Origin of the sequence: Methanolobus sp. ZRKC2, assembly GCF_045291185.1 — an archaeon.
Classification (GTDB): domain Archaea; phylum Halobacteriota; class Methanosarcinia; order Methanosarcinales; family Methanosarcinaceae; genus Methanolobus.
This window is the reverse complement of the sequence record NZ_CP146980.1, coordinates 2,796,632-2,818,874: the sequence shown is the minus strand read 5'-3', so window position 1 is coordinate 2,818,874 and position 22,243 is coordinate 2,796,632. Positions and strand designations below refer to the sequence as shown.

The following is a 22,243-nucleotide window of genomic DNA, read 5'->3' as shown; positions in this document are numbered from 1 at the left end:
TGAAGTCCGGGGTATTTCAGAATCATCTTACAGAATTGGATGATTTATGCAATGTTGATAGCAAAATATATATTGTTAAATTTAGAATTTACGATGGGGTCGAAAGCATGGGTACTTTAAAAGATAATGATTTTATGTGGGAATCAGGAAAATCCCTTGGATGTTGGGAAAATCATGATACCTTGAATACTGAATTAGTTTACGTAATTTGTACGGATCAAAACATATCTCATCCTGGTATTGAAAATTTTAGTACAGGTCGGATGTGATTAAATATGGATCCAGCCACTTCCGGGGACTTATCTAATAAGAATTTACTTGTTATTACCCCATCATACCCTAATAAGGACAATACGTATATCACAGAGCTTTTTGTCAAAAACCAACTTGAGCCGCTTAAAAATTATTTCAATACGATCCACGTTATTGCTCCCGTACTGTTTAGCTTCAAAAGAATGAGCAAGGACAAATTATGTGAAAATTATGATTCAGACAACATCAAAGTTTATTATCCAAGATGCTACTATATTCCGATTTTTTACTTCAGCCAAATATTAATCGACAACCGTCTTAGAGTTGTTGAAAACCTGATCAAAAATGAAAACATCAACTTTGATTTGATTCATGCACATTTTACCTGGCCATCTTCCTATATAGGCACTAAACTGAAGGAAAAATATGACCGGCCGCTTGTCGTAACAATACATGAAAATTCAGAGTGGTTCGATAAAGAGCTAAGTATGAATCATCCTTTGATTAATGATTCATGGAAAAACGCAGATGCTTTGTTGAGAGTAAACAAAAAAGATATCCCGGTATTAAAGCAGTTTAATGAAAACGTCTTTTCCACTTTAAATGGGTATTCTTCTCAATTCAAAAAGATGGAGAAAGAAAAATGCAGGGAACAATTAAATCTGCCATCAGATAGCAAAATCATATTTAGTTTAGGATGGTTGATAGAAAGAAAAGGCTTTAATTTCCTCATAGATGCTATGAAGATAATTAAGGAAGAAAGAAATGACGTTTTCTGTTTCATAGGCGGATCCGTACCTGCAGAAGATGAGTTCAATAATAAAACCCGGGCAAAACTGGAAAAACAGATTAACGATTTAAATTTACAAGACCATGTGAAGCTGATAGGACTTGTTCCTGACGAGTCACTGCCATTATGGATGAATGCTTGTGATCTTTTTGTACTACCGAGCCTGAGTGAAAGTTTCGGGGTAGTTCAGGTAGAAGCTATGGCTTGTGGAAAACCGGTTGTTGCCACCCGCAATGGTGGAAGCGAAGAAATTTTAATCTCTGATGATTACGGTCTGCTGGTTGAACCTGCTAATCCGCAGGATTTGGCAGAGAAGATTGTAATAGCCCTGAATAAAGAGTGGGATAGTGGGAATATTTTGAATTATAGCCAGCAGTATCAATGGGAAAACATAGCTGAACAAATTCAGGAAATTTATAGTACTGTATTGTGCAAATAACTAATGTACTATGAATGTCAAAAATTAGTTAAGGTCATGAAGAATTGATGCTGCAGAATAATTTTGCATTTGACCAAAAAAAGTGATCAAACTTATTTAGTGGGGAAATAATGATCATTAGAATTAAAAAGCCACTTAAGGATAATATAATCAATAATTTAGCTTCGATTCTTCCATTTCTGATTATTTTTGCTATTTCAGGTGGTGTCCTGGCATCATCTGTTCTCAATCGATTTGATTTACTTTTGAGAGGATCAATAGTAGCAATTCCGGGAATATTTGCCGCAATTACTTTACATTTTGTATATGGCAGCTTAAACGAAAGAGAAGAGTATGAGTATAGTTTAGTTAAGCTAAAAGAAAAAAGCTGCATTAAACTATTTATCATTTTTTATTTATTCAGTATAGTCAGTCTAGCTATTTCCCCTACTCGATCTTTGTTATATTTTGGAATTATATTATTATTGTACGCTGTTATTTTTATCCAGATTTTCACCAAATCAAGCAATCATCATATAATTTTATTTGAAATTTTCCTGACACTATTGAATTTGATATATGGTGTTACTTTAAAATATCCATTATACTTCGGTGGAACTGATATATTGGGACATATGTTTTTGTCAGAAGTCACTTTTCTGTCAGGCCGTACAATCCCCATAGATTTGGACGGAGCTTATGCGAATTTTCCATTATTCCATATTTTAATATCTGAGGTTTCACATTTTCTTGGCTCCAATATCCAGTTTTCTTATTTTTTAGTAACAGCACCAATATTTGCAATTTCTATATTTTTTATATATTTCATGATGTTTAGTATATCAGGTGACAGGAGAGTTTCTTTATTATCAGCTTTGATTTTTTCTTCTTTTGGTGTTACTATTTATTCCGGAATGTATGTGGTGACACGCACCATGGCATTCATTGGTTTTGCAGCATTACTGTATCTAATGTACAACAGGCATAGCGAAAAATCATCTCTTTTCAAAATATTATGCCTTTTATTCGGGATGTTTATTATATTAGTTCATCAGGTTTCTATAACACAAATTATTCTCGTCTTTTTCTTCATTTTATTTGTCGAAATAGCCCTGGAAAAATTAATGCCGGGACAAAAAAAGTATATAAGCCAGACATATATTCTGCTTCTTCTGGTAAGCTTTATTGCTTATTGGATTTTTGTGAGCCATGTTTTTACTGAAGCATTGGTGACAAGCTACTTTGATTCTACAAATTATCAGTCCCTGTCAATGAAATCAACCATAAAGGCAGGTAACCAATGGTCTTTCATTTTAAACAGTATAGATTATACAGTAATCACTTTTTTAGCACTTGTGGGAATCGGAGGAACGTTGTTTGGACATAAGAAAAATTACTTGCAGGTATTTGCTTTAGTTTCTTTGTTGATACTACCGCTATACATTCCTACTCCGCTTCAACTTTTCTGGAACACAATGACATTCTTCAGGTTTGACAGGTTAATGTTACTTGTGAGTCCTTTTATGGCCATTATGATGGCTCTGGGTATAATTTACTTGATGAGGCTTTTCCAATACAAAAAAATTAATAAGAATTATTTTTATATATTTTCACTTTTACTTCTGTCAATACTTATTATTTTCTCAATAATATCAACATCTCCTGAACCCAATTACGGTGTAGACTCGGAGAGAAGATACTTTACTGCCACGGAAATGGCTAGCTTTAACTATGTTTTGAATTTCGTACCATATGATTCTCCGGTACATTCGGATTATTTTGCCAGGAGATACATTCCTTTCCAAAAGTTCAGCCAGACCGAAGCTCTGGGACTTCCCTATTATAACGGAACCTTCCGGACTTATCTTGACGTGCACAATCTTGATAGAACCGATGGCTATATAATTTGGCGTAACAAAGCTTTCTTTGAGTCGGGGTTAAGAGTGGGAAATGGAAAAATGGTTGACATCAGATCAGATAATCAATCAGAATGGAATAGTGTGAAAGCAGAGTTTGAGAAAAAGAATAAACTTTACTCAAATTCCGATGCAGAGATATTTCGTTAAAATTCTTGTTTAGTTAGGGGTTATTATTAATTTTAATTGAAGGGGTAATATGGCTAAAATTTGTATGTTAGTTACAAATCCTTGCGTGGATGATGCAAGAGTCTTAAAAGAGGCTACTTCACTCTCCGAAGGTGGACACGAGTTAGTAATCTGGGGAATAGCAGATGATGAAACACCGGCGTTCCAGCAGAATAATGGTTTTTCCATAAAGAGAATAAGCAGACAAATGAAACAGAATACTTTGCTGGGTAAACTGGCATATTCTTCAAAGTTCATATATCATTCTGCTAAAGAAAAGGCAGATGTTTACCATGCACACGACCTGAGTACCCTATTAGAGTGCTACATTGCTTCAAAATTGAACAAATCAAAAGTAATATATGATTCTCATGAATTATACATCAGAGATTTTAATAATAAAAATAATTACAAGAATTTATATTTTTATTTAGAACATTTTCTTATTAGAAAAGTTAATCTGGTAATTACGGTCAACAATCTAATATCCAAAGAATTACAGCAGCGATACAAGCTTGAAAATGTTCCATCTGTAATCATGAATTGCCCCTCATTAAGTAATTCTGAGGAGTGCAATAGGAATGACGAGTTGGACTCTAAATATGATGGAAAAAATGTTATTGTTTTTCAGGGAGTAATAAGAGAAGGTCTGGGTTTAAGGAATCTCATCAGATCTGTTGCTTACCTGAGTGATGATTACAATTTACTTATGATAGGCGATGGACCCATCCTTGATGAACTCATTGACCTGTCCAAAGAACTGTCCTTAGATGATAAAGTTCATTTTACAGGAAAAATTCCTCATGAAAAATTGCTTTCATATACAAAAAATGCTCATCTGGGAGTAATTTATCCGGAGAAATATAATTTAAGCCATTATTACATGGCTCCAAACAAATTTTTTGAATATATCCATTCCAACATACCGGTATTAGTCCCGAATTATCCGTTTTTGAAAGAAAATGTATTAAAATATAAAATTGGCTTGCTGGCTGACAATGAAAATCCGGAAGATTTCGCTAAACATATCACACAGTTTTTCAGCAACAGAGAAAAGTATGACGAAATGAAGCGGAATACTGAAGTTGCTAAAAATAATTTGAACTGGGAAAATGAAGAAAGGAAATTGTTGGAATTATACAGCAAATTGTGAGTGGTTTTTACAATTTTTTCCAACCATAGGAATGTAAATTAAACAGCGTCTTTTGAATTAAAGGTACCAGCAAATGAGTCAATCGGGGGGAAAAACAAATGATATTTCAACACATGAAAAAAAGAGTAAAAGCTTTGCATCTGATGTTTTAACACTTGTCGGCGGAACAACTTTTGCTCAGATACTCATTCTATTGGCGGCTCCTATACTTACCAGGCTTTACGGACCGGATGATTTTGGAGTGTGGGCTTTGTTCATTTCCATTACCGGAATTATAGGAGTTATTGTCTGTCTGAGATATGAGCTTGCAATAATGCTACCGGAGTCAGATGAAGATGCTATAAACCTTCTGGCCCTTAGCCTTGCCATTGTTCTGCTGGTATCAATAATAATGGTTCCATTATTGTACATATTCAAGGATTCCCTTGTGTCACTTCTCAATTCTCCTCAACTTGGAGACTATGTATGGCTGATACCTCCATTCATTTTTATTAGTGGGGTTTTTCTTGCATTAAATTACTGGAATTCCCGAACAAAAAACTTCAAAAGATTATCTTTTGCCCGTGTTTCCAGCTCACTCTCATCAACAGGAACCCAGATTGGTGCCGGAATTGGAGGATATACCTCAGGAATTGGCTTGATAGCCGGAAGTTTTGTTGGAAACTTCATTTCTACGGCCGTTCTTGGAGGACAGATATGGAAAGATGATCACAAACTGTTTAAAATATACACTCATCCCAGGAAAATGATTAGCGGTCTTAAAAGATACCGGAAATTTCCCCTTATTGATAGCTGGTCTGCTCTTCTAAATTCACTGTCATGGCAACTTCCAGCCTTTATACTCGCCTTCTTTTTCTCCCCTGCTGTTGTAGGGTTCTACTCGCTGGGATTCCGTCTGCTTCAAATGCCTATGAACTTTGTGGGTAAATCACTTTCACAAGTGTTCTTCCAGAGAGCTTCAATTGCCAAGTCTGAGAATAACCTGAATTTGCTTGTTGAAAACGTATTCAGAATTCTAGTGGTAGTGGGAATGTTTCCTATTCTCACTGTTACGATTGTTGGAAGTGATATTTTCAGCGTTGTCTTTGGACAGGATTGGGCCGAAGCAGGAGTTTATGCACAGATCCTCAGTATATGGGCTTTTACGTGGTTCATCTCTTCCCCGTTAAGTTCAATCTATGTAGTACTGGAAGAACAAAAGTTTGGTCTGAAATTCAATATTGTTAATTTTACAACCCGAATATTGGCCCTTTCAATTGGAGGCTATTTAGGAAACGCAAGAATAGCATTGTTCCTTTTTGCCGTATCGGGTATTCTGGTATATGGATATTTATGCCTGAAGATGATGCATTACGCAGAAGTAAAAATGTCAAGAGTAGCAAGGATAGTTGTTTCTAACTTCCTATACTTCATCCCTGCAGGAACTATCCTGATAATTTTGAAAATATTCGAAGTAAACCAGTTTGTTATTGTTGGCGTATCCGGTCTGCTTGTTCTTGCTTATTATAGTTATATTCTTTTAATAGATAAGCAGTTAAACCTGAAAAGTTATTTTGTTAACTGAAGCTCTTAAGAGCTTTTTGTCTGCTTTTCGAACTTTGCTTTGAAGATTGGACCATTATGCAGTCTCAATAGAAGAGTCATATATACTAACAGGAGAAGTCTTCAGGCTATCCTCAAATCTGAAAGATACTTTTGGTATTCAATATCAAATGTAAATTTATTTCGTCAGTGAAATCTGGAAAGATTTTGTGTAGATTGGATTTTAACCCAATGAAATACTGATGCTATTACAATTCACAAAACTATAATCGTAATACATAGCCATAATGTTACATAAGTGTATACTAGATTATATATATTACCTAATCTGTATTGTAGACTTGATGACTGATAAAACTAAAAATATATTTAAATGGTCATCTTTAAGATGGTCCTTGATTAGGAAAAACGTACTAATTGGGTTACTTGTACTATTCTGTATTAATGTTCCTCCTGCCCAGGCTATCCCCTCATCAGTACCGTCCACATCCGTAGCCACAGATGGTAGTGGCGACTACAATTGTGACGGAATAGCTGACCAGGTAGAAATTAATGCAGCTCTGCAATATGCCAAGAACAATGATTTGAATACGGTATACCTGAAATCGGGAACATACATCATAGACAATAGTATTGAAGTTCCGGATGGAATGACACTGGCAGGTGATCCGGATGCAACTGTAAAACTAATTGAAAACTGGGATGTCACACGTTCCGATATGTTCACACCAATGATTACAGGAACAACTGTAGTTACCGGGAAATATAAAGGTGGGTCTGATATTACAATTAGCGGATTTACATTAGATGGCAGCAAATTCGATCAAGATGTAATATTAGCAATGAAGGAAATTGACTCATTCCCTGGTATCCAGTTTTACTATTCAGACCATATTACGATCGAAGATATGGTAATTAAGGAAATACCAGGAGATGGTATCAGAATTAGTAATGGACGGGGAGAAAAAGAGAATGGTTATCACAAAATCCTGAATAACACAATTTACGATACCGGACACGATGATGTTTTTCTGATGTACGGGAATCATGATCTTATTGACGGTAACACACTCTCCCGAATTTCGCATGATTGTGGCATCAGGCTAGATGATTCTTCAAATGTGGCAGTTACAAACAACACCATATGGGCAGACAAGGATGCACTCTATGGACTTTCCGGCATATACCTGTTAAAACATGAAAATGACGCTGATTCGTATAATGTTACAATTGCCTATAATACGATATATGACACCCGGGAAATGGGTATCGTACTAGCCATGTATGCCGATAACATGCCAGTTACAAGTGCAAGAGACGTACATATCCATCACAATACAATATACGGAGCAGGCACCAATTACAGGGAAGGGTATTCATATGGAGGAGGTATCTGGCTGGATGGATGGGACAATACGATTATTGAAAATAATGTAATCGACGGTAGCCAGGGCGATGGTATTGCGTATGCTCAAAGGCTTCCCGGTCTTAATGATGCAGCTACATATACAACAATTGTCAGAAACAATGTTATAACAAACACTGTTGATTCTCCTCTCCAAAATGGAGATGGTTACGGTATCAACAACCGTCTTGGTAGCAATTACAGGTTTGTTCTTGAAAATAATGTTGTGTGGAACAATGAGAATGGTAACTATAACAATGTCAATTCTCATGACACTGACATTAATGCAGACCCAATGTTTGCTGATCCATCAAACCATGATTACCACCTGAAAAGTGCTGAAGGACGGTGGTCTGATGGAAAGTGGGTAACTGATACGGTTACAAGTCCACTCATCGACGCAGGAAATACGGTTTCGGATTACAGCAATGAGCCAGAACCAAAAGGTGACAGAATTAACATTGGCCGATATGGTAACACAGCCGAAGCCTCCAAAAGTGCTTCGGACAAGTCATCTTTAATGCAGGATAACCGGGAACCAATAATCACTCACTTCAAGCCTTTAGACGATGTAGTGCTTGAAAAAGGAAATACTGTTAATATCAGTGTGGAAGCAGTCGATGCTGAAAATGATCAGCTCAATTACACAATTTCCATCGACGGCTCACAGGTCAGCACCTCCACAAATTATGAGTGGATCCTGGACTCTGTATCAACAGGTTCACACACCATTGAGGTTACGGTGAGCGACGGAGTTAATACCGTCACAAGTTCCCATAATGTTTCGGTATCCGATCCGTAACAGGAATAGAACAATAATTGCATAGTTTCCCAGGGTTCTGATAAGAGCAATCAGAACCCGGGATAAAACCGAGTACTAATAGAGTGGTGTTCTCGGCTCAACATCTGAAATATTTTGTGGCCTGGAAACTGAAAATAGGCTAACTTGATTCTCAGTGTTGCAGCTTTTAACGATGATAATCTTATTTTTTATGTAGCATGCTTGCTGCAAACCAGACCAGTAATTAGGTTCAGAAATCTATCGTTTTTCAGACTGGTTTCAGGTTTTCCCTATTTATTTTTACCTGCATGAAAGACCTTCATGCTAGCCTGATCAGAAGACCAGTCACATAGACTGGAACACATTTCAGCATTTTTAATCAATGTAACAAAAAAATTATAATTATAGATAAAACCTTGACCCAAAAAACACTAAGCACAGCATGTTTTATGAACATAAAATCATGATACGTGTACATTAAACTTATTAAGTTATATACTACGTTATATATATTATGAGCTCCATACGGTGGAGCTTGGTGACTAAATAAAACAAAAATAGTTATCAGTAAGGTGGTCTTTAATGACAAAAAACGTACTAATAGGGTTATTAGTGCTACTATGCATTGGTATCCCTTTTGCCCAGGGTATCCCCTCATCAGCGTCAGCTATATCTGTGGCCACAGATGGCAATGGCGACTACAATTGTGACGGGATAGCTGACCAAGTGCAAATTAATGCAGCATTGAAATACGCAAAAAACAATAATTTAGATACAGTATACTTGAAATCCGGAACTTATACTATAGATGATAGTATTGAAATTCCGGATGGAATGACACTGACAGGCGATTCAGATACAACTGTGAAACTAATTGAAGATTGGGATGTCACACGTTCCGATATGTTCACACCAATGATTACAGGAACAACTGTAGTCACCGGGAACTATAAAGGAGGATCAGACATTACAATTAGCGGATTTACATTAGACGGAAGCAAATTCGATCAAGATGTAATATCAGCAATGAAAGAAGTAGATTCTTTCCCTGGTATCCAGTTCTATTATTCAGACCATATTACGATCGAAAATATGGTAATTAAGGAAATACCGGGAGATGGTATCAGAATTAGTAACGGACGAGGAAAAACCGCAAATGGTTATCACAAAATCCTGAATAACGTAATTTATGATACCGGACATGATGATGTTTTCATAATGTATGGAAATTATGATGTCATTGACGGTAACACACTTTCCCGCATTTCACATGATTGTGGGATCAGACTTGATGATTCTGCAAATGTGTTAGTTACGAACAACGTAATAAAAGCAGATAAAAACGCACTTTACGGACTTTCCGGAATATATCTCTTGAAGCATGAGAATGACGCTGATTCGTATAATGTGACGATTGCCTATAATACAATATACGACACCCGCGAAATGGGTATTGTATTAGCCATAGGCCAAGGCGCTAATTACATGCCAGCTACAAGTGCAAGAGACATACATATCCATCACAATACCATCTATGGTGCTGGTACCAATTACCGATCATATCCGTACGGAGGAGGAATATGGCTGGATGGATGGGACAATACAATCATTGAAAACAACGTAATTGACGGCTGTATGGGAGAAGGAATAGCATACGGAAGCAGATTCTCAAATACTCAAAATGCCGTATATACGACAATTGTGAGGAATAACATCATCACAAATACCCTCGATTCTCCAGTCATACCCAATGACGGTTTCGGAATCAATAACCGGCTTGGTAGCAACTACAGGTTTGTCCTGGAAAACAACGTTGTCTGGAACAATGAAAATGGGAACTACAATAATGTTGGTTCACATGATACTGATATCAACGCAGACCCACTATTCGCGGATTCAGCAAACCGTGATTATCACCTCAAGAGTGTTGCAGGACGATGGTCTGACAACCGCTGGGTAACTGACACAGCATCAAGTCCGGCAATCGATGCAGGAAAAACAGTATCGGATTACAGTAGCGAACCAGAACCAAACGGAAACAGGGTTAACATTGGCCGGTACGGTAACACTGCCGAGGCATCCAGAAGTGGCTCGGAGAAACCAGAAGAACCTACAGAAGCTGTTGTTTACGATAACCGATTACGTGAAGGATCTCCTGATGCCGTACTTGCAGAAAGCAGATACGTGGACATAGGACACCTTAGTGGTGTAGGTCGCTACAGAGATGTCATGTGGTTTGACCTGAGTGAGTACAAAGATACCGATACGATTAAAAGTGCAACTCTTTCTCTGTATTGGTACTATCCTACAAATTCAAGAGACAGTGATACAATCATAGAAATCTACAGGCCAGCTGAATGGGATCCGGCTTATGTGAGCTGGAACAACAGGGAAAAGAGTACACCCTGGAACAATGCAGGTGGAGACTGGTTCGATAAGAACGGCGTGGCTCAGGGTTCCGAACCCTACGCATCAATAACTTTCAGTGCCAGTGACCTGCCTGATAATCGATATTATGAATTGGATGTCACAGAGCTTGTACAGGACTATGTAAATGGTGAATACGATAACACCGGTTTCTTCCTGAAAGCACGGGATGAAAACAACAATTACATAGCTTTCTATAGTTCAGAATGGAGCAACCAGGATCAGAAGCCACAGCTAAATATTGACAATACAGCAACAAGCAATACAGCACCTGAATATGATGAAATTCCTGCAATTTCAGTATCCGAGGAAAATACAATCAGTTTCACGGTCAATGCAATAGATGCTGATGGAGATGAACTTAGCTACTCATGCACATCTATGCCTGAGGGTGCTACATTCAATGAAGACACTGCAACCTTCAGCTGGACACCGGAAGAGGGAAGTGCAGGCAATTACGAAGCAGTCTTTGCAGTTACAGATGGAGATCTGAGCGATTCTATCGCAGTAAGCATAACTGTCAGCCCACTTAACCGTGCACCAATAATAAATCTCTTCAAACCTGTAGATGCAGAAGTGTTTGAAGAAGGAAGCACTGTAAACATTAATGTGGGAGCAATAGATGCTGAAAACGATCCTCTCAGCTATACAATTGCAATCGATGGCTCACAGGTCAGCACTTCCACAACCTATGAATGGTATCTTGACTACTCATCCGCAGGTTCACACACCATTGAGGTTACGGTGAGCGACGGAGTTAGTACTGTTACCAGCTCGCATACTGTTTCAGTTACTGACCTTCATCCAAGATGGGACGTGAATGAAGATGGGATTGTAAATATTACTGACATCACCCTGATATGTCAGGATAGCGATCCTGCAACAACATTCCATCCAAGATGCGATGTCAACCAGGACGGAGTCGTGGATATCCAAGATGTCTCTATTGTGGTAAGCCACTTCGGTGAAACAGTAAATTAAGGCGCATATCCTGCGCCACTTTTTTATTTCATTTTTATTAATATATATTCACTTAGAAGATAACATAATAAACGGTTTATACCTTCAAATGCCTATTTACTAACATGCCATATTCGGTTGCACACGTGATGTTCTTTTTGTTCTGCACCAGTGTAATTGTGGTCCATACAATTCTTGGGGTTTTCTTTCGCAGGGAATTTCCACAGAGGAATTACATGCACATCCTATTGATTCTGTTTGTGGGAGGTTCTGGTGCTCTGTCGCCGGACCTTGCTGCGCATAGTATATTCCCGGGTAATTCAATGGAATTTTCCAGCATTAGTCCCGTTTCAATGTTTTTCTTATTTCCATCGGCATCAGTCATATCAGTATCCACCGATGGGAGCGGTGACTACAATTGTGACGGGATAGCTGACCAGGCGGAAATTAATGCAGCCTTACAATATGCCAAGAGTAATAATTTGAATACGGTTCACCTGGAATCGGGAACCTACACTATAGATGATAGTATTGAAATTCCGGATGATATGACACTTTCAGGTGATTCGGATGCAACTGTGAAACTAATTGAAAACTGGGATGTCACACGCTCTGATATGTTTACCCCGATGATTACAGGAACAACTGTAGTCACCGAGAACTATAAAGGTGGGTCTGACATTACAATCAGCGGATTCACTTTAGATGGTGATAGATTTAATCAAAGTGCAATATCAGCAATGAAAGAAATTGATTCTTTTCCTGGAATTCAATTCTACTATTCAGACCATATTACGATCGAAGATATGGTAATTAAGGATATGCCGGGAGATGGTATCAGAATCAATAACGGACGAGGAGAAAAAGCGAATGGCTACAATAAAATTCTGTATAACACGATTTATGATACCGGTCACGACGATATTTTTCTAATGTATGGAAATTATGATCTTATTGATGGAAACACAATTTCCCATGTTGCACATGATTGTGGGATCAGGCTTGATAATTCTGCAAATACGATGGTCACAAATAACATTATATGGACAGATAATGAGGGTCTTTCCGGCATATACCTGCTAAAGCATGAAAATGATGCTGATTCATACAATATCACAATTGCTTATAATACAATTTATGATACCAGAGAAATGGGTATCTTATTAGCGATGTATGCTGATGATATGCCAGTTACAAGTGCAAGAGATGTACATATCCATCACAACACGATTTATGGTACCGGTACGGAGTATGCCACAGGAAACCCATATGGGGGAGGTATCTGGTTGGATGGATGGAATAATACAATCATCGAAAATAATGTAATTGACGGTAGTCGGGGAGACGGTATCGCATATGCCCAAAGACTCCCAGGTCTTAATAATACTGCTACCTATACGACTTTTGTAAGGGATAACATCATAATGAATACCATTGATTCTCCTTTCCAAAGCGATGGTGGTTACGGAATTAACAACTATCTTGGTGAAAATTATACTTTTGTTCTGGAAAGCAATGTCATATGGAATAATGAAAACGGGAACTATAACAATGTTAGTTCGCATGACACTGACATTAATAGAAATCCACTCTCAGCGGATACATTTGACTATGTTCGCTATAAGATAGCCTTATGGTGGCGGCATTTAGTCGGAGAATGACACAGTTATTGAGAACAATTGATAGTAATATGGAAGATGGCTTAACGTATCCAAAGATTTCTTTAGCTTAATAATACACATAACAGTTCTAAAAATAACATTCAAAAAAGTACAGTTGACTTTCCAATAGTAACAGGTCCACTCACCAATATCAGGCATCTGACATCTTTTTCTACAAGTGTTTTTATTAATATATATTTACCTTTGAGATAATACAATAAATGGTTTATAGCTTCAATTCTTTATCTATTAGCATGCCTTACCCGATTGCACATGTTATGTTCTTTGTGTTTTGCATCTGTGCAGTGATGGTCTATGCACTCCTTGGAGCTTTTTTCCGCAAAGAACTTGCATATAGAAATTACAAAAATATTCTGTTGTTGTTGTTTGCAGGAGCCGGCGGTGCGCTATTGCCGGATATCATGGCTGCATACGGAATCATAACAGGTGGTTCTATGCAGCACTGTACTATTGGTCCGGTCTCAACACATTCTATACTGTTTGGTGTTTCTGCAGTCCTGTTTGGAATACTTGTTGGATATGTAGCATACAGAGATTCTGGAAAAGCTGCATACATGGGGATATTTTCCGGATCGGCTTTCCTTTCACACCTGTTGCTGGATGACATCGCAGGATACGAAATGGACTATTTATATCCATTTTTCAGGCCTATCAGTATGTTTTCTTATGTAGATTCGCAATTTGCCAGGACCGACCTTCTTCAGTATATGCTGGCATCCTATGTGGCGATAATGTCTATCTTCATTGTAATAATGCTGGCATTGTTTGCATTGAGTCATCTTGGTTTTGAGTTCAGGTATAAATCAGACGAGTAATATTATCCGTACTTTTGCCGAAAATATTGATTTATGGTTAATTTTATAATCAGAATGTATTAATCAGTAAGAACTTAATGAATGAACACATAAACAGCGTTAAGTGTAATCATGCTTACAGGTATAGTAACACCAACTGGTACATTGAGCTCTATATCTACAGGGATTCTGTCAATTATTACACCTGTTGATTTTCCGGATTACGGATTGCTGGCTGTCATTGCATTAATCCTGCTGCTATCTGTACGAGAAGTAGTATCAGTATCCACTAAGTGGAGCAAGTCCCTTGAATGTACATTTAACATGGCCATTATTCCACTGCTTGTAGCTTTTGTGGCAATCGTTGTTTTTAAGCTGGCAGAAATGAAATGATCTTTTAATGCTGAAATACTGCTCTGGATTCTTTGTTTTACATGAAGCAGTTATTCATTTTTATACATGTTTCAGAATAGTTACTGAGTTTGGACTAAAGCCCTGATTCTGACAACATAGTTGCAAACAAAACATTTAAGGTGTAAACCGGCAATTAGCCACACGAATGAAAGAGATTGAACTTAAAGATCCATACACCATTCCTTATAGGGGAATATATGCAGTATGTGATAAAAACAATGAATATGCGGAGATTATCGAACATACGAATTGCTACGGCGGTGCAGCCTGGTCTAAGTTCCATTATTCACATTCACCACTTATTCTTAATACAAGGTCAATCGGGAACATGATACGCTATCATGTGAAAACCGGGACATCGGCTCTTGACCTAAAACCCTCCAGATCAGCCGCAGGCATTGAGTCAGTTCTGGTTTGCGATGATGAAGTTCACATAACCTATGCAGGGCTTGGTGGCGGAGGAGTCGGTGCAACCAAATGCCGTGCCTTTGCCGAAGGTGTACTGCGTTACGAGTGCACCGAGTCCGGAGGAGGACGTGCTGCAAAGGGTACAATCGTAGTCCCCAGAAGAGAAAGGATACTGATCGGAATAGATGATACCGATACAAAGGAAAAGGGAGCTACATGGTCCCTCACACACAATATCGCAAAAGAACTCGATTGCCTGGAATCTGTTTACTTATCCCATACCCTGGTACAACTCTATCCGGTGGCAGCTAAAACACAGAACTGTGTTTCCACAGTACTTGAGTTCGGGTGCGTGGACAAAGAAGCAAAAAAAGAACTGCTGGAAAGCATCAGAGCAGCGCTTCTTAAATACAGTGTATCAAAGGAGACAGGAATGGTTGTTCTTTCGGACTTTGAAGCAAAAGATGTCTACGGATACAGCAAAGAATGTCGCTCTGGTGAGCTTACGAAAGATTATGCAATGCAGTATGCAGAGGAACACGGTGTCGAGGTATGGATGGATGGCAATGGAGTTATAGGTGCACTTGCATCGCTGGCATGGTTCGCAAGGCCTGATGAATCTATCTGTCTGGAAGCTGAAATCGAACAGATGAAAATATGAACGATAATCCTGAAATTACCGGACTTGAAGCATTATACTTTGCAGCCATTGATTCTGATGTAGAGCTTATCACCGCAGTTGCCGGGTTTCCAATTACTGCTGTTGCCGAGAAATTCATCCGGGAAAAGGGAACAGGGAAACACAGGATTCACTGGATCACGAATGAGAAATCTGCCCTTGAGACTGCATTAGGTGCATCGGTGACAGGACAAAGGTCACTGGTGCTGGTTAAACATGTAGGAATGAACGTACTTGCAGACCCTCTCATGACATCCGTCCTACATACCACGGGTGCAGGTCTTGTGATCTTTGCAGGAGATGATCCTGCGGCTACTGCATCACAGAATGAGCAAGATTCCCGATGGTACGGAAAAATTTCCGAACTTACAGTTTTCGACCCTGCGACTCCCGAAGATGCATACAAATGTGTGAAAAGGGCATTCGAACTATCTGAAGAAGCAAAAGTACCGGTTATTGTAAGAGTAACTGACAGGATTCAAAAAAGTGAGAGCTCGTTCGAGAGAAAGATAAAAAAGAACGGCTCTGTTGTCAAAAATGAATTTGACAGATCCATCTGGAAATTTACAATGCATGGGAAGCATCAGCGTTTCCATCAAAGATCATATCCACTTCTGGTCAGTGAGTCCGAAACCAGCCCGTTGAACAGGACAACAGGGACAGGCAAAGATATAGGTGTTATCTCATCGGGTTACCCTTCAGCAGTTGTTGACGAGCTCATTTCCTCAAATCCCGAATTTTCAGGAACATCAAATCTCACACTCAATGTGGTATCACCATTTCCCTTTGAGATGGTGAGAAAGTTCCTTCGCAACTACAGGCATGTACTTGTTATAGAAGAAAGTGAGGATTTTATTGAATCCCACTTGAGAATACTCGGAAATATAAGAGGGAAAGCCAGTGGACACGTGCCTGTAGGACTTGTAGGCAAAGAGCATATAGAGTTCGCACTCAAAAACATTGACAAGGACACTGTTACGAAGTACACCGATATCCAGACGATCAAGGCAAGAGGTCCACGCTCTGTATGTGACAGATGCCCATACATGTCACTTTACAATGTCCTGCGGGAACTTGACGTGATGGTTGCAGGAGATATGGGATGTTCCATACGTACCGCACCTGAGCCACTTGGTGCAGTTGATACCGGGTTCGCCCTTGGCGGTGCCATATCCACAGCCTGCGGATTTAAGAATAAGGGAATTGCAGTCATAGGAGACTTCGGACTTGCCCATTCAGGCATTGTAGGACTTATAAATGCCGTCAACTGCAATTTTGATGTTCTTGTTATCGTACTTGACAATAAAGTAGCAGCCATGACCGGAGGACAGGAAACGCCTGAAATCTTGGAAATGGTACGTACACTCGTTCCTGATATGACTATTTTTGACATTGATGAAAGCCTTAGTGTTAAAGGCATGCAGGGTACACGAGATGAACTTGAAGAAAAGATCAGTTCAAGGCTGATGTCCAAAGGCGTATCGGTGCTCTATGTAAAAGGAAAGTGTATCCTCTATTGAATTTTAGAAAAGAATCAAAAATCTAATTTTTATTAGAATTTCGGTTTTTGCCGTTATTTATATCCCGGCGTACAAGTACGAGGTAATAGGTATCTTGAATTTAAAATAGCTAAAAATTTGATAAATATTCTCTTAACCATTACTATTAACAGTTTGAAAATGAATAAAAAATAAAGTAGGCAGACTTGAAACTATTCTTATTTATGATATTAGTTTAGCAATAACTCTCTATTTCCGAAAAAATCTTCTTGTAAAGATTTAAGTAATCTTCATTAGGAGTCATATTATATTCTGACTTTAATGTATAGCACTCATTGAATGGTTTGCCTTTTGGTGAATCCAGCAATCGGTCTTTATATTTTGAATATATCTTGTTCACGACAGCGTTTGCATCTTCCATTGCAAGATGGGTTGCCATATGAGCAATTTCACCCATAAATCTAGATTCTAGGCCTGAAGATTGGTCTATCGACGCTCCACGACCACCAACAGGACCTATGAGAATATCCCTTCCACTTACAGTGTCACCAATTGCTTGGGCAGCCGTTTCATAGAACATCATATCAGTACAAGATCCAGCCCTGTTAAAGTAGTGTCTGGCTGTGTAGTATTGCATATTTCTAGAAATGGCAATTGAAGCCATATTAGAAGCCCAGATAATCTCTTTTGCTGAAGATGAATTTGTGCTTGCATGAACAGAACCTGACACATGGAAATTTGCTCCGGTGAGCATTTTGGATTGTATAGTCTCAGCCACATCAACTATAGCAAGTCCTTCTGCTGATCCTATACTATTCCCACCTAATACTGCAGATTGACTTGAAAAAAACTTGTTCCCATGTGTAAGGTGGAATATTGACTTGTTGAATGTTTCAAAGTCAGTTTTAATCTCGCTTAACTGATATACTTCCTGAGGATCATTCCTTGAATACATTTCATCAGATGATACAAGCATATAAGAAGGAGAACTTGTTGGCGTGCAGGGTCCTAATAATGCAAGGCCTTCCCTTGAAGCTACTTTTGTAGAGAGCCTTTCAAGTCTGGCTTCCTTTAATGTAGAAAGCAATCCAAAGGGACTGTTGCCCTGGACGTAATCGCCGCCCATAGTCTCCATTGCACCACCATAGACACCCTGTATTAAAGGTTCGTATGCTGAACTTAGGTGTATTTCCAGGAAGTATTTCTCAGATACTGTACCACCCATTGGACCACCTATGATAACTGGTGGTTCTGAATCCATGGTATACCGGTTTGGAACAGACACAACTTCGTTGAATCTTCCAATTTCCAGCGTTTTTGGAACTTTTATTGAACTTAAAATTTCATCCTCATCCAGTTTTATGACTCTACCCGTATCAATACAATAGATACCTACTTTGAGTAAAAGATCCAGAGCTGCTTCAAAAACCGAATCTGCAAATTCTACCTCAGAAGGAACAAATTCATCCTCGTCGTAAGTTATGCCATGAGAAGAAACAAGTTTCTGGGATTGCCTGAAAACTTCCAAATCATGCTTTTGCTCATCTTTTTTTTCACCATTCACTGCCCTTCTCAAATAGCTGTGGATATCCGCCATGTTAAGTCACCTTTAAGGACTATACTGCTCCATCAAATAGAGGCTGTTTAAGCAATTTATCTTTTATTATAAATCACCAAATTGATCAACTGTAAACTACAATCAAAATCAATTATTGAATGGATTTCATATTGTCAGACCATAATATGTTAGTCTCTGTAGTTAAGAAAGTGTTTTCAACAAAAGAAAGCTACAGATCCTTATTTAGTCCAAACCACTTGTAAACCTTTAAATAATCCTTTCACCTACAGAATTACAGTCGGTCAGGCATTGGATGATTCTATGAAAAGCAACATATTCGGAGCAGGTAACATGAAAATATTCAGAGATAGATCAGTACTATCTCCAAAATATTTGCCTGAAATCCTAGTTGCCAGAGACCAGCAAATAGAAAATATTGCTAATGTATTAAGACCTGTGCTTTCTAATGGTGAACCGAAAAATGCGTTCATATATGGAAAAACCGGTTCTGGAAAAACTGCTGTTGTCAGGTATGTACTCAGATTATTGAAAGAGGTGACAAGAAAAGAATTCAGGAATGTAAATACCATCATCTTGAATTGCAAACAGGTTAACAGCACGAGTCATATCATTTTTGAAATCATTAAGAGTATTGATCAAGATATTGATATTCCAAGAAGTGGTCTTTCTATAGGAGAATATTACACTATACTCTGGAAAGTAATTAATAAAAATCAGTCAATAATAATAACAGTCTTTGATGAAATTGACCAGCTAAAAGATCATAATATTCTCTACAATTTAAGTAGAGCAAGTGAAAACATGAACATCGAAAATGGTCTTTATATTGGTATCATAGGCATATCAAATGACCTTTTCTTTTCAGAAAAATTGGACCCCCGAGTCACCTCATCCCTTAATAAAAGAGACTTCGTATTTCCACCTTATAACATTGAGCAAATTTCCCAGATTTTAAATGATCGTACAGAGCTTGCTTTTAAGGAAGGAGTCATTGATAAAGAAGTTGTTAACCAATGCTCAAAAATTGCATCTCAGGAAGATGGTGATGCACGTAAAGCATTAGCATTACTGGACATTGCAGGCGAGATTGCAGAAAGAAATAACCAGGAAAGAATAACAAAAAAACATGTTCTACTTGCTCATGAAGAATTGAACAAGGATTGTTTTTTTGAGCTCGTGGGAAGTCTTCCTATCCAATCAAAATTAATGCTCCTCAGCATAGTTCAACTAATTGAAGAGCTAAATGATAGAATTACTACTGGTCAAGTCGAAGTAAGATACAAGGAACTAGCTGACCGCAATAACCTAAGAATTCTTGGTCGTTCGAGTGTCTCCAGAATCATCGCGGAATTTGACATGCTGGGAATAATTAATGCACCTGTAAGAAGTAAAGGACGTTTTGGAAAAACCCGCTTGATCTCGATAGATGAGAAACTGGATAAATTTAAAGAAGCACTTTATTCAGATCACAGGTTAATAAAAGATTGAAGTAATGGGCAGCTTTTTTATTCCTTATTGGCTGCATCAGTTTATATTCCACCTGCATCAATACCCATACTGTATTGCACTATTACAACCTTCAATTTGTTGTTTTTTTTGAATGATAATTCCATTACATTTTAAATCCAGAAAATCGGATATTACTGAAACTATGCTATTGTCAAATTGGTGAAATTCCAGGCATCCTTTTTAATAAATGGGAAAAGGAATTTGATGATATGTAATTTCATCAATCGCCTCTTTTTTCAGGAATTATGTTTTCTTCGACTGTTTTTCCATAAGGGCAGATAAGATTACATATAGTACATTCCATGAAACCTCTGTCTGTTATACGACGTATGTACTTCTCGTGTTGGGAAGAAACTTCCTTATCGAATTCATGAGAAACTACACATTTGTCGTAGATTAGTTTCTTTCCGGGTTCTACTCCCTGAGATGGGCCTGGAATGATTGCCTGATATGGGCAGCTTTTTACACACAATGATTTTTCCTGACATAATGGCTGTTCTGCACACAAGTCTCTTGTGAATGGCTCATCCGGCTCAAGTTCTGCATCAGTTAGTACTGTCATCCATCGGACCCTTGGACCATATTCCGGAGTTATTACCTGAGTATTGTGACCTATAAATCCCAATCCTGCAAGAGTTGCAGCTATCTTTTCCTGAACTGTATGAGTTGGTATGGCCTTGTATCCTTTGTCCTTTAACCATGAAACCAGGCGCCATCCTCGGGTTTCTGTAACCTCGTAATACATGTTGTAGTAGTCTGCTTCTCCACCGGAAAAATCACCGGTACTTACAGATGATATAGCAGCATTCAGACCCTCATCCCAGAGGACAAAACCCATAACAAATGCAGACTTGGCTTCCGGCATGACTTCAGATGGTCTCATAAGCCCTCTTCCATCCGGAAACTCAGCCTCTTCCAATTTTTTGATGTCAGAAACACCAAATAGCTGGAAACCCACTTCAAAGGCTTTTTCTTGAATCTCTTCTTTTAATGTCATATTTTTCTCTCCATCACAAAAATAGGAACCTCTTTAAAACGATCCCATTTTTGCCATAATTAAAATAGATATCAGTAGCTATAAAAATCTTTCCATGTATAATAAGTATACACCTTTTTTGACATGGAACTTTTTTGTTTATCACGAGAAACTCACTTTAATCCACAGATAGCAGTTGAGAAAAAATTCATTGACAAGTGAAGAAGGCACAGGAATTCATCAATGAAAAATCAATCTATGATTTCATCCTGAATCTAACACCTGAGAAAAAACGCCAAATTACAAGGCTGGGCACCTGTAACTGTTGGAAGTGCTCATTACCTCAACATAATGGAACAGGCTAAGAATGAATACCTGAGGATCATGGGAAAGTTTTCGATATGATTCATATATGATATTCACTGTTTGTCAATTCTGGAACACCTGGATCAGTTGGAACGTTTCTCATGTATACTCTATAGTGCAGTGCATGCATGTCATCCCTCTACGGTTATTGCGGTTATCATGACGATCACATCTCTTGATCTTCTATTTTTGTGACCTTGCGTGCAGTTTGTCTTATCTCTTCACTACTTGTTTTCTCGGGATCGTATGTCACCGTGACCTCAAGGTCTGCAAGGCTGATATCCATTCCAGATACTCCGTCCATTGCAGAAAGGGCTGTTGTGATGGCTGTCTGGCAATGTCCGCACATCATCTTTTTTGTCTTTATCTTAACCTTGTTCATGGCAGGCTCCGCATGTCCCTTACCTCTGTCTCTGAGATATATGCAACGCTAAACAAGTTTACGCTCGATTTTTAAGAAGTTCGAATTGCACTGATTACTCCTGTTAGTCCTAAACCTTCAATTCCTAAGGAATCAACGGGACT

Annotated in this window: 15 protein-coding genes; 12 read left to right on the top strand and 3 right to left on the bottom strand. The window is 38.3% G+C overall.

What is annotated here, in order from left to right; genetic code table 11:
* Positions 1 to 275 precede the first annotated feature (275 nt).
* From V7O62_RS13595 to V7O62_RS13545, 11 genes are all read left to right on the top strand, one after another.
* Entirely contained in the window at positions 276 to 1,481 is a 1,206-nt protein-coding gene (locus V7O62_RS13595; protein ID WP_406656879.1) for a glycosyltransferase, read from the top strand.
* A gap of 110 nt (positions 1,482 to 1,591) precedes the next feature.
* Entirely contained in the window at positions 1,592 to 3,526 is a 1,935-nt protein-coding gene (locus V7O62_RS13590; RefSeq protein ID WP_406656878.1) for a hypothetical protein, read from the top strand.
* Positions 3,527 to 3,611: 85 nt separating this feature from the next.
* Positions 3,612 to 4,697 (top strand): glycosyltransferase family 4 protein, encoded by a 1,086-nt coding sequence (locus V7O62_RS13585; RefSeq protein WP_406656877.1) that lies wholly within the window; start codon positions 3,612 to 3,614, stop codon positions 4,695 to 4,697.
* Positions 4,698 to 4,770: 73 nt separating this feature from the next.
* Entirely contained in the window at positions 4,771 to 6,261 is a 1,491-nt protein-coding gene (locus V7O62_RS13580) for a lipopolysaccharide biosynthesis protein (protein ID WP_406656876.1), read from the top strand.
* 373 nt (positions 6,262 to 6,634) lie between these two features.
* Positions 6,635 to 8,446 (top strand): right-handed parallel beta-helix repeat-containing protein, encoded by a 1,812-nt coding sequence (locus V7O62_RS13575; protein WP_406656875.1) that lies wholly within the window; start codon positions 6,635 to 6,637, stop codon positions 8,444 to 8,446.
* Between the two features lie 561 nt (positions 8,447 to 9,007).
* Positions 9,008 to 11,833: a disaggregatase related repeat-containing protein gene (locus tag V7O62_RS13570; protein ID WP_406656874.1), complete on the top strand. Its 2,826-nt coding sequence runs from the start codon at positions 9,008 to 9,010 to the stop codon at positions 11,831 to 11,833.
* 215 nt (positions 11,834 to 12,048) lie between these two features.
* The gene (locus V7O62_RS13565; RefSeq protein WP_406656873.1) at positions 12,049 to 13,473 is read left to right on the top strand and encodes a right-handed parallel beta-helix repeat-containing protein; all 1,425 of its coding nucleotides are present in this window, start codon (positions 12,049 to 12,051) and stop codon (positions 13,471 to 13,473) included.
* A 254-nt stretch (positions 13,474 to 13,727) separates the two neighbouring features.
* Positions 13,728 to 14,309 (top strand): metal-dependent hydrolase, encoded by a 582-nt coding sequence (locus tag V7O62_RS13560; protein WP_406656872.1) that lies wholly within the window; start codon positions 13,728 to 13,730, stop codon positions 14,307 to 14,309.
* Between the two features lie 111 nt (positions 14,310 to 14,420).
* Positions 14,421 to 14,681, top strand: coding sequence for a hypothetical protein (locus V7O62_RS13555; protein WP_406656871.1), 261 nt, complete (start codon positions 14,421 to 14,423; stop codon positions 14,679 to 14,681).
* A 166-nt stretch (positions 14,682 to 14,847) separates the two neighbouring features.
* Positions 14,848 to 15,771, top strand: a complete 924-nt coding sequence (mmp11, locus tag V7O62_RS13550) for a methanogenesis marker protein 11 (protein ID WP_406656870.1) — start codon at positions 14,848 to 14,850, stop codon at positions 15,769 to 15,771.
* Positions 15,768 to 17,309: a thiamine pyrophosphate-dependent enzyme gene (locus V7O62_RS13545; RefSeq protein ID WP_406656869.1), complete on the top strand. Its 1,542-nt coding sequence runs from the start codon at positions 15,768 to 15,770 to the stop codon at positions 17,307 to 17,309. Before mmp11 ends, V7O62_RS13545 begins: the two co-directional genes overlap by 4 nt.
* Positions 17,310 to 17,523: 214 nt before the next feature.
* Here the strand turns inward: V7O62_RS13545 and V7O62_RS13540 are convergent, their stop codons facing one another.
* Positions 17,524 to 18,885 carry a monomethylamine:corrinoid methyltransferase gene (locus V7O62_RS13540; RefSeq protein WP_406656868.1) on the bottom strand — a complete coding sequence of 454 codons (1,362 nt, stop codon included), beginning with the start codon at positions 18,883 to 18,885 and terminating at the stop codon, positions 17,524 to 17,526.
* A gap of 282 nt (positions 18,886 to 19,167) precedes the next feature.
* Here V7O62_RS13540 and V7O62_RS13535 point away from each other — a divergent pair, with 282 nt between their 5' ends.
* Positions 19,168 to 20,355: a Cdc6/Cdc18 family protein gene (locus V7O62_RS13535; RefSeq protein WP_406656867.1), complete on the top strand. Its 1,188-nt coding sequence runs from the start codon at positions 19,168 to 19,170 to the stop codon at positions 20,353 to 20,355.
* A 241-nt stretch (positions 20,356 to 20,596) separates the two neighbouring features.
* Here the strand turns inward: V7O62_RS13535 and V7O62_RS13530 are convergent, their stop codons facing one another.
* Together V7O62_RS13530 and V7O62_RS13525 are read right to left on the bottom strand one after the other, a co-directional pair.
* Positions 20,597 to 21,373 carry an epoxyqueuosine reductase gene (locus tag V7O62_RS13530; RefSeq protein WP_406656866.1) on the bottom strand — a complete coding sequence of 259 codons (777 nt, stop codon included), beginning with the start codon at positions 21,371 to 21,373 and terminating at the stop codon, positions 20,597 to 20,599.
* 511 nt (positions 21,374 to 21,884) lie between these two features.
* Positions 21,885 to 22,100, bottom strand: coding sequence for a heavy-metal-associated domain-containing protein (locus V7O62_RS13525; RefSeq protein ID WP_406656865.1), 216 nt, complete (start codon positions 22,098 to 22,100; stop codon positions 21,885 to 21,887).
* Between the last annotated feature and the right edge of the window lie 143 nt (positions 22,101 to 22,243).

What these genes read in the sequence shown, in the direction of transcription:
- V7O62_RS13545 (WP_406656869.1), top strand. Translation starts at nt 15,768, where the DNA reads ATGAACGATAATCCTGAAATTACCGGACTTGAAGCATTATACTTTGCA.
- V7O62_RS13555 (WP_406656871.1), top strand. Translation starts at nt 14,421, where the DNA reads ATGCTTACAGGTATAGTAACACCAACTGGTACATTGAGCTCTATATCT.
- V7O62_RS13580 (WP_406656876.1), top strand. Translation starts at nt 4,771, where the DNA reads ATGAGTCAATCGGGGGGAAAAACAAATGATATTTCAACACATGAAAAA.
- V7O62_RS13540 (WP_406656868.1), bottom strand. Translation starts at nt 18,885, where the DNA reads ATGGCGGATATCCACAGCTATTTGAGAAGGGCAGTGAATGGTGAAAAA.
- V7O62_RS13525 (WP_406656865.1), bottom strand. Translation starts at nt 22,100, where the DNA reads ATGAACAAGGTTAAGATAAAGACAAAAAAGATGATGTGCGGACATTGC.
- V7O62_RS13535 (WP_406656867.1), top strand. Translation starts at nt 19,168, where the DNA reads ATGAAAAGCAACATATTCGGAGCAGGTAACATGAAAATATTCAGAGAT.
- V7O62_RS13590 (WP_406656878.1), top strand. Translation starts at nt 1,592, where the DNA reads ATGATCATTAGAATTAAAAAGCCACTTAAGGATAATATAATCAATAAT.
- V7O62_RS13595 (WP_406656879.1), top strand. Translation starts at nt 276, where the DNA reads ATGGATCCAGCCACTTCCGGGGACTTATCTAATAAGAATTTACTTGTT.
- V7O62_RS13560 (WP_406656872.1), top strand. Translation starts at nt 13,728, where the DNA reads ATGCCTTACCCGATTGCACATGTTATGTTCTTTGTGTTTTGCATCTGT.
- V7O62_RS13570 (WP_406656874.1), top strand. Translation starts at nt 9,008, where the DNA reads ATGACAAAAAACGTACTAATAGGGTTATTAGTGCTACTATGCATTGGT.
- V7O62_RS13565 (WP_406656873.1), top strand. Translation starts at nt 12,049, where the DNA reads ATGCACATCCTATTGATTCTGTTTGTGGGAGGTTCTGGTGCTCTGTCG.
- V7O62_RS13530 (WP_406656866.1), bottom strand. Translation starts at nt 21,373, where the DNA reads ATGACATTAAAAGAAGAGATTCAAGAAAAAGCCTTTGAAGTGGGTTTC.
- mmp11 (WP_406656870.1), top strand. Translation starts at nt 14,848, where the DNA reads ATGAAAGAGATTGAACTTAAAGATCCATACACCATTCCTTATAGGGGA.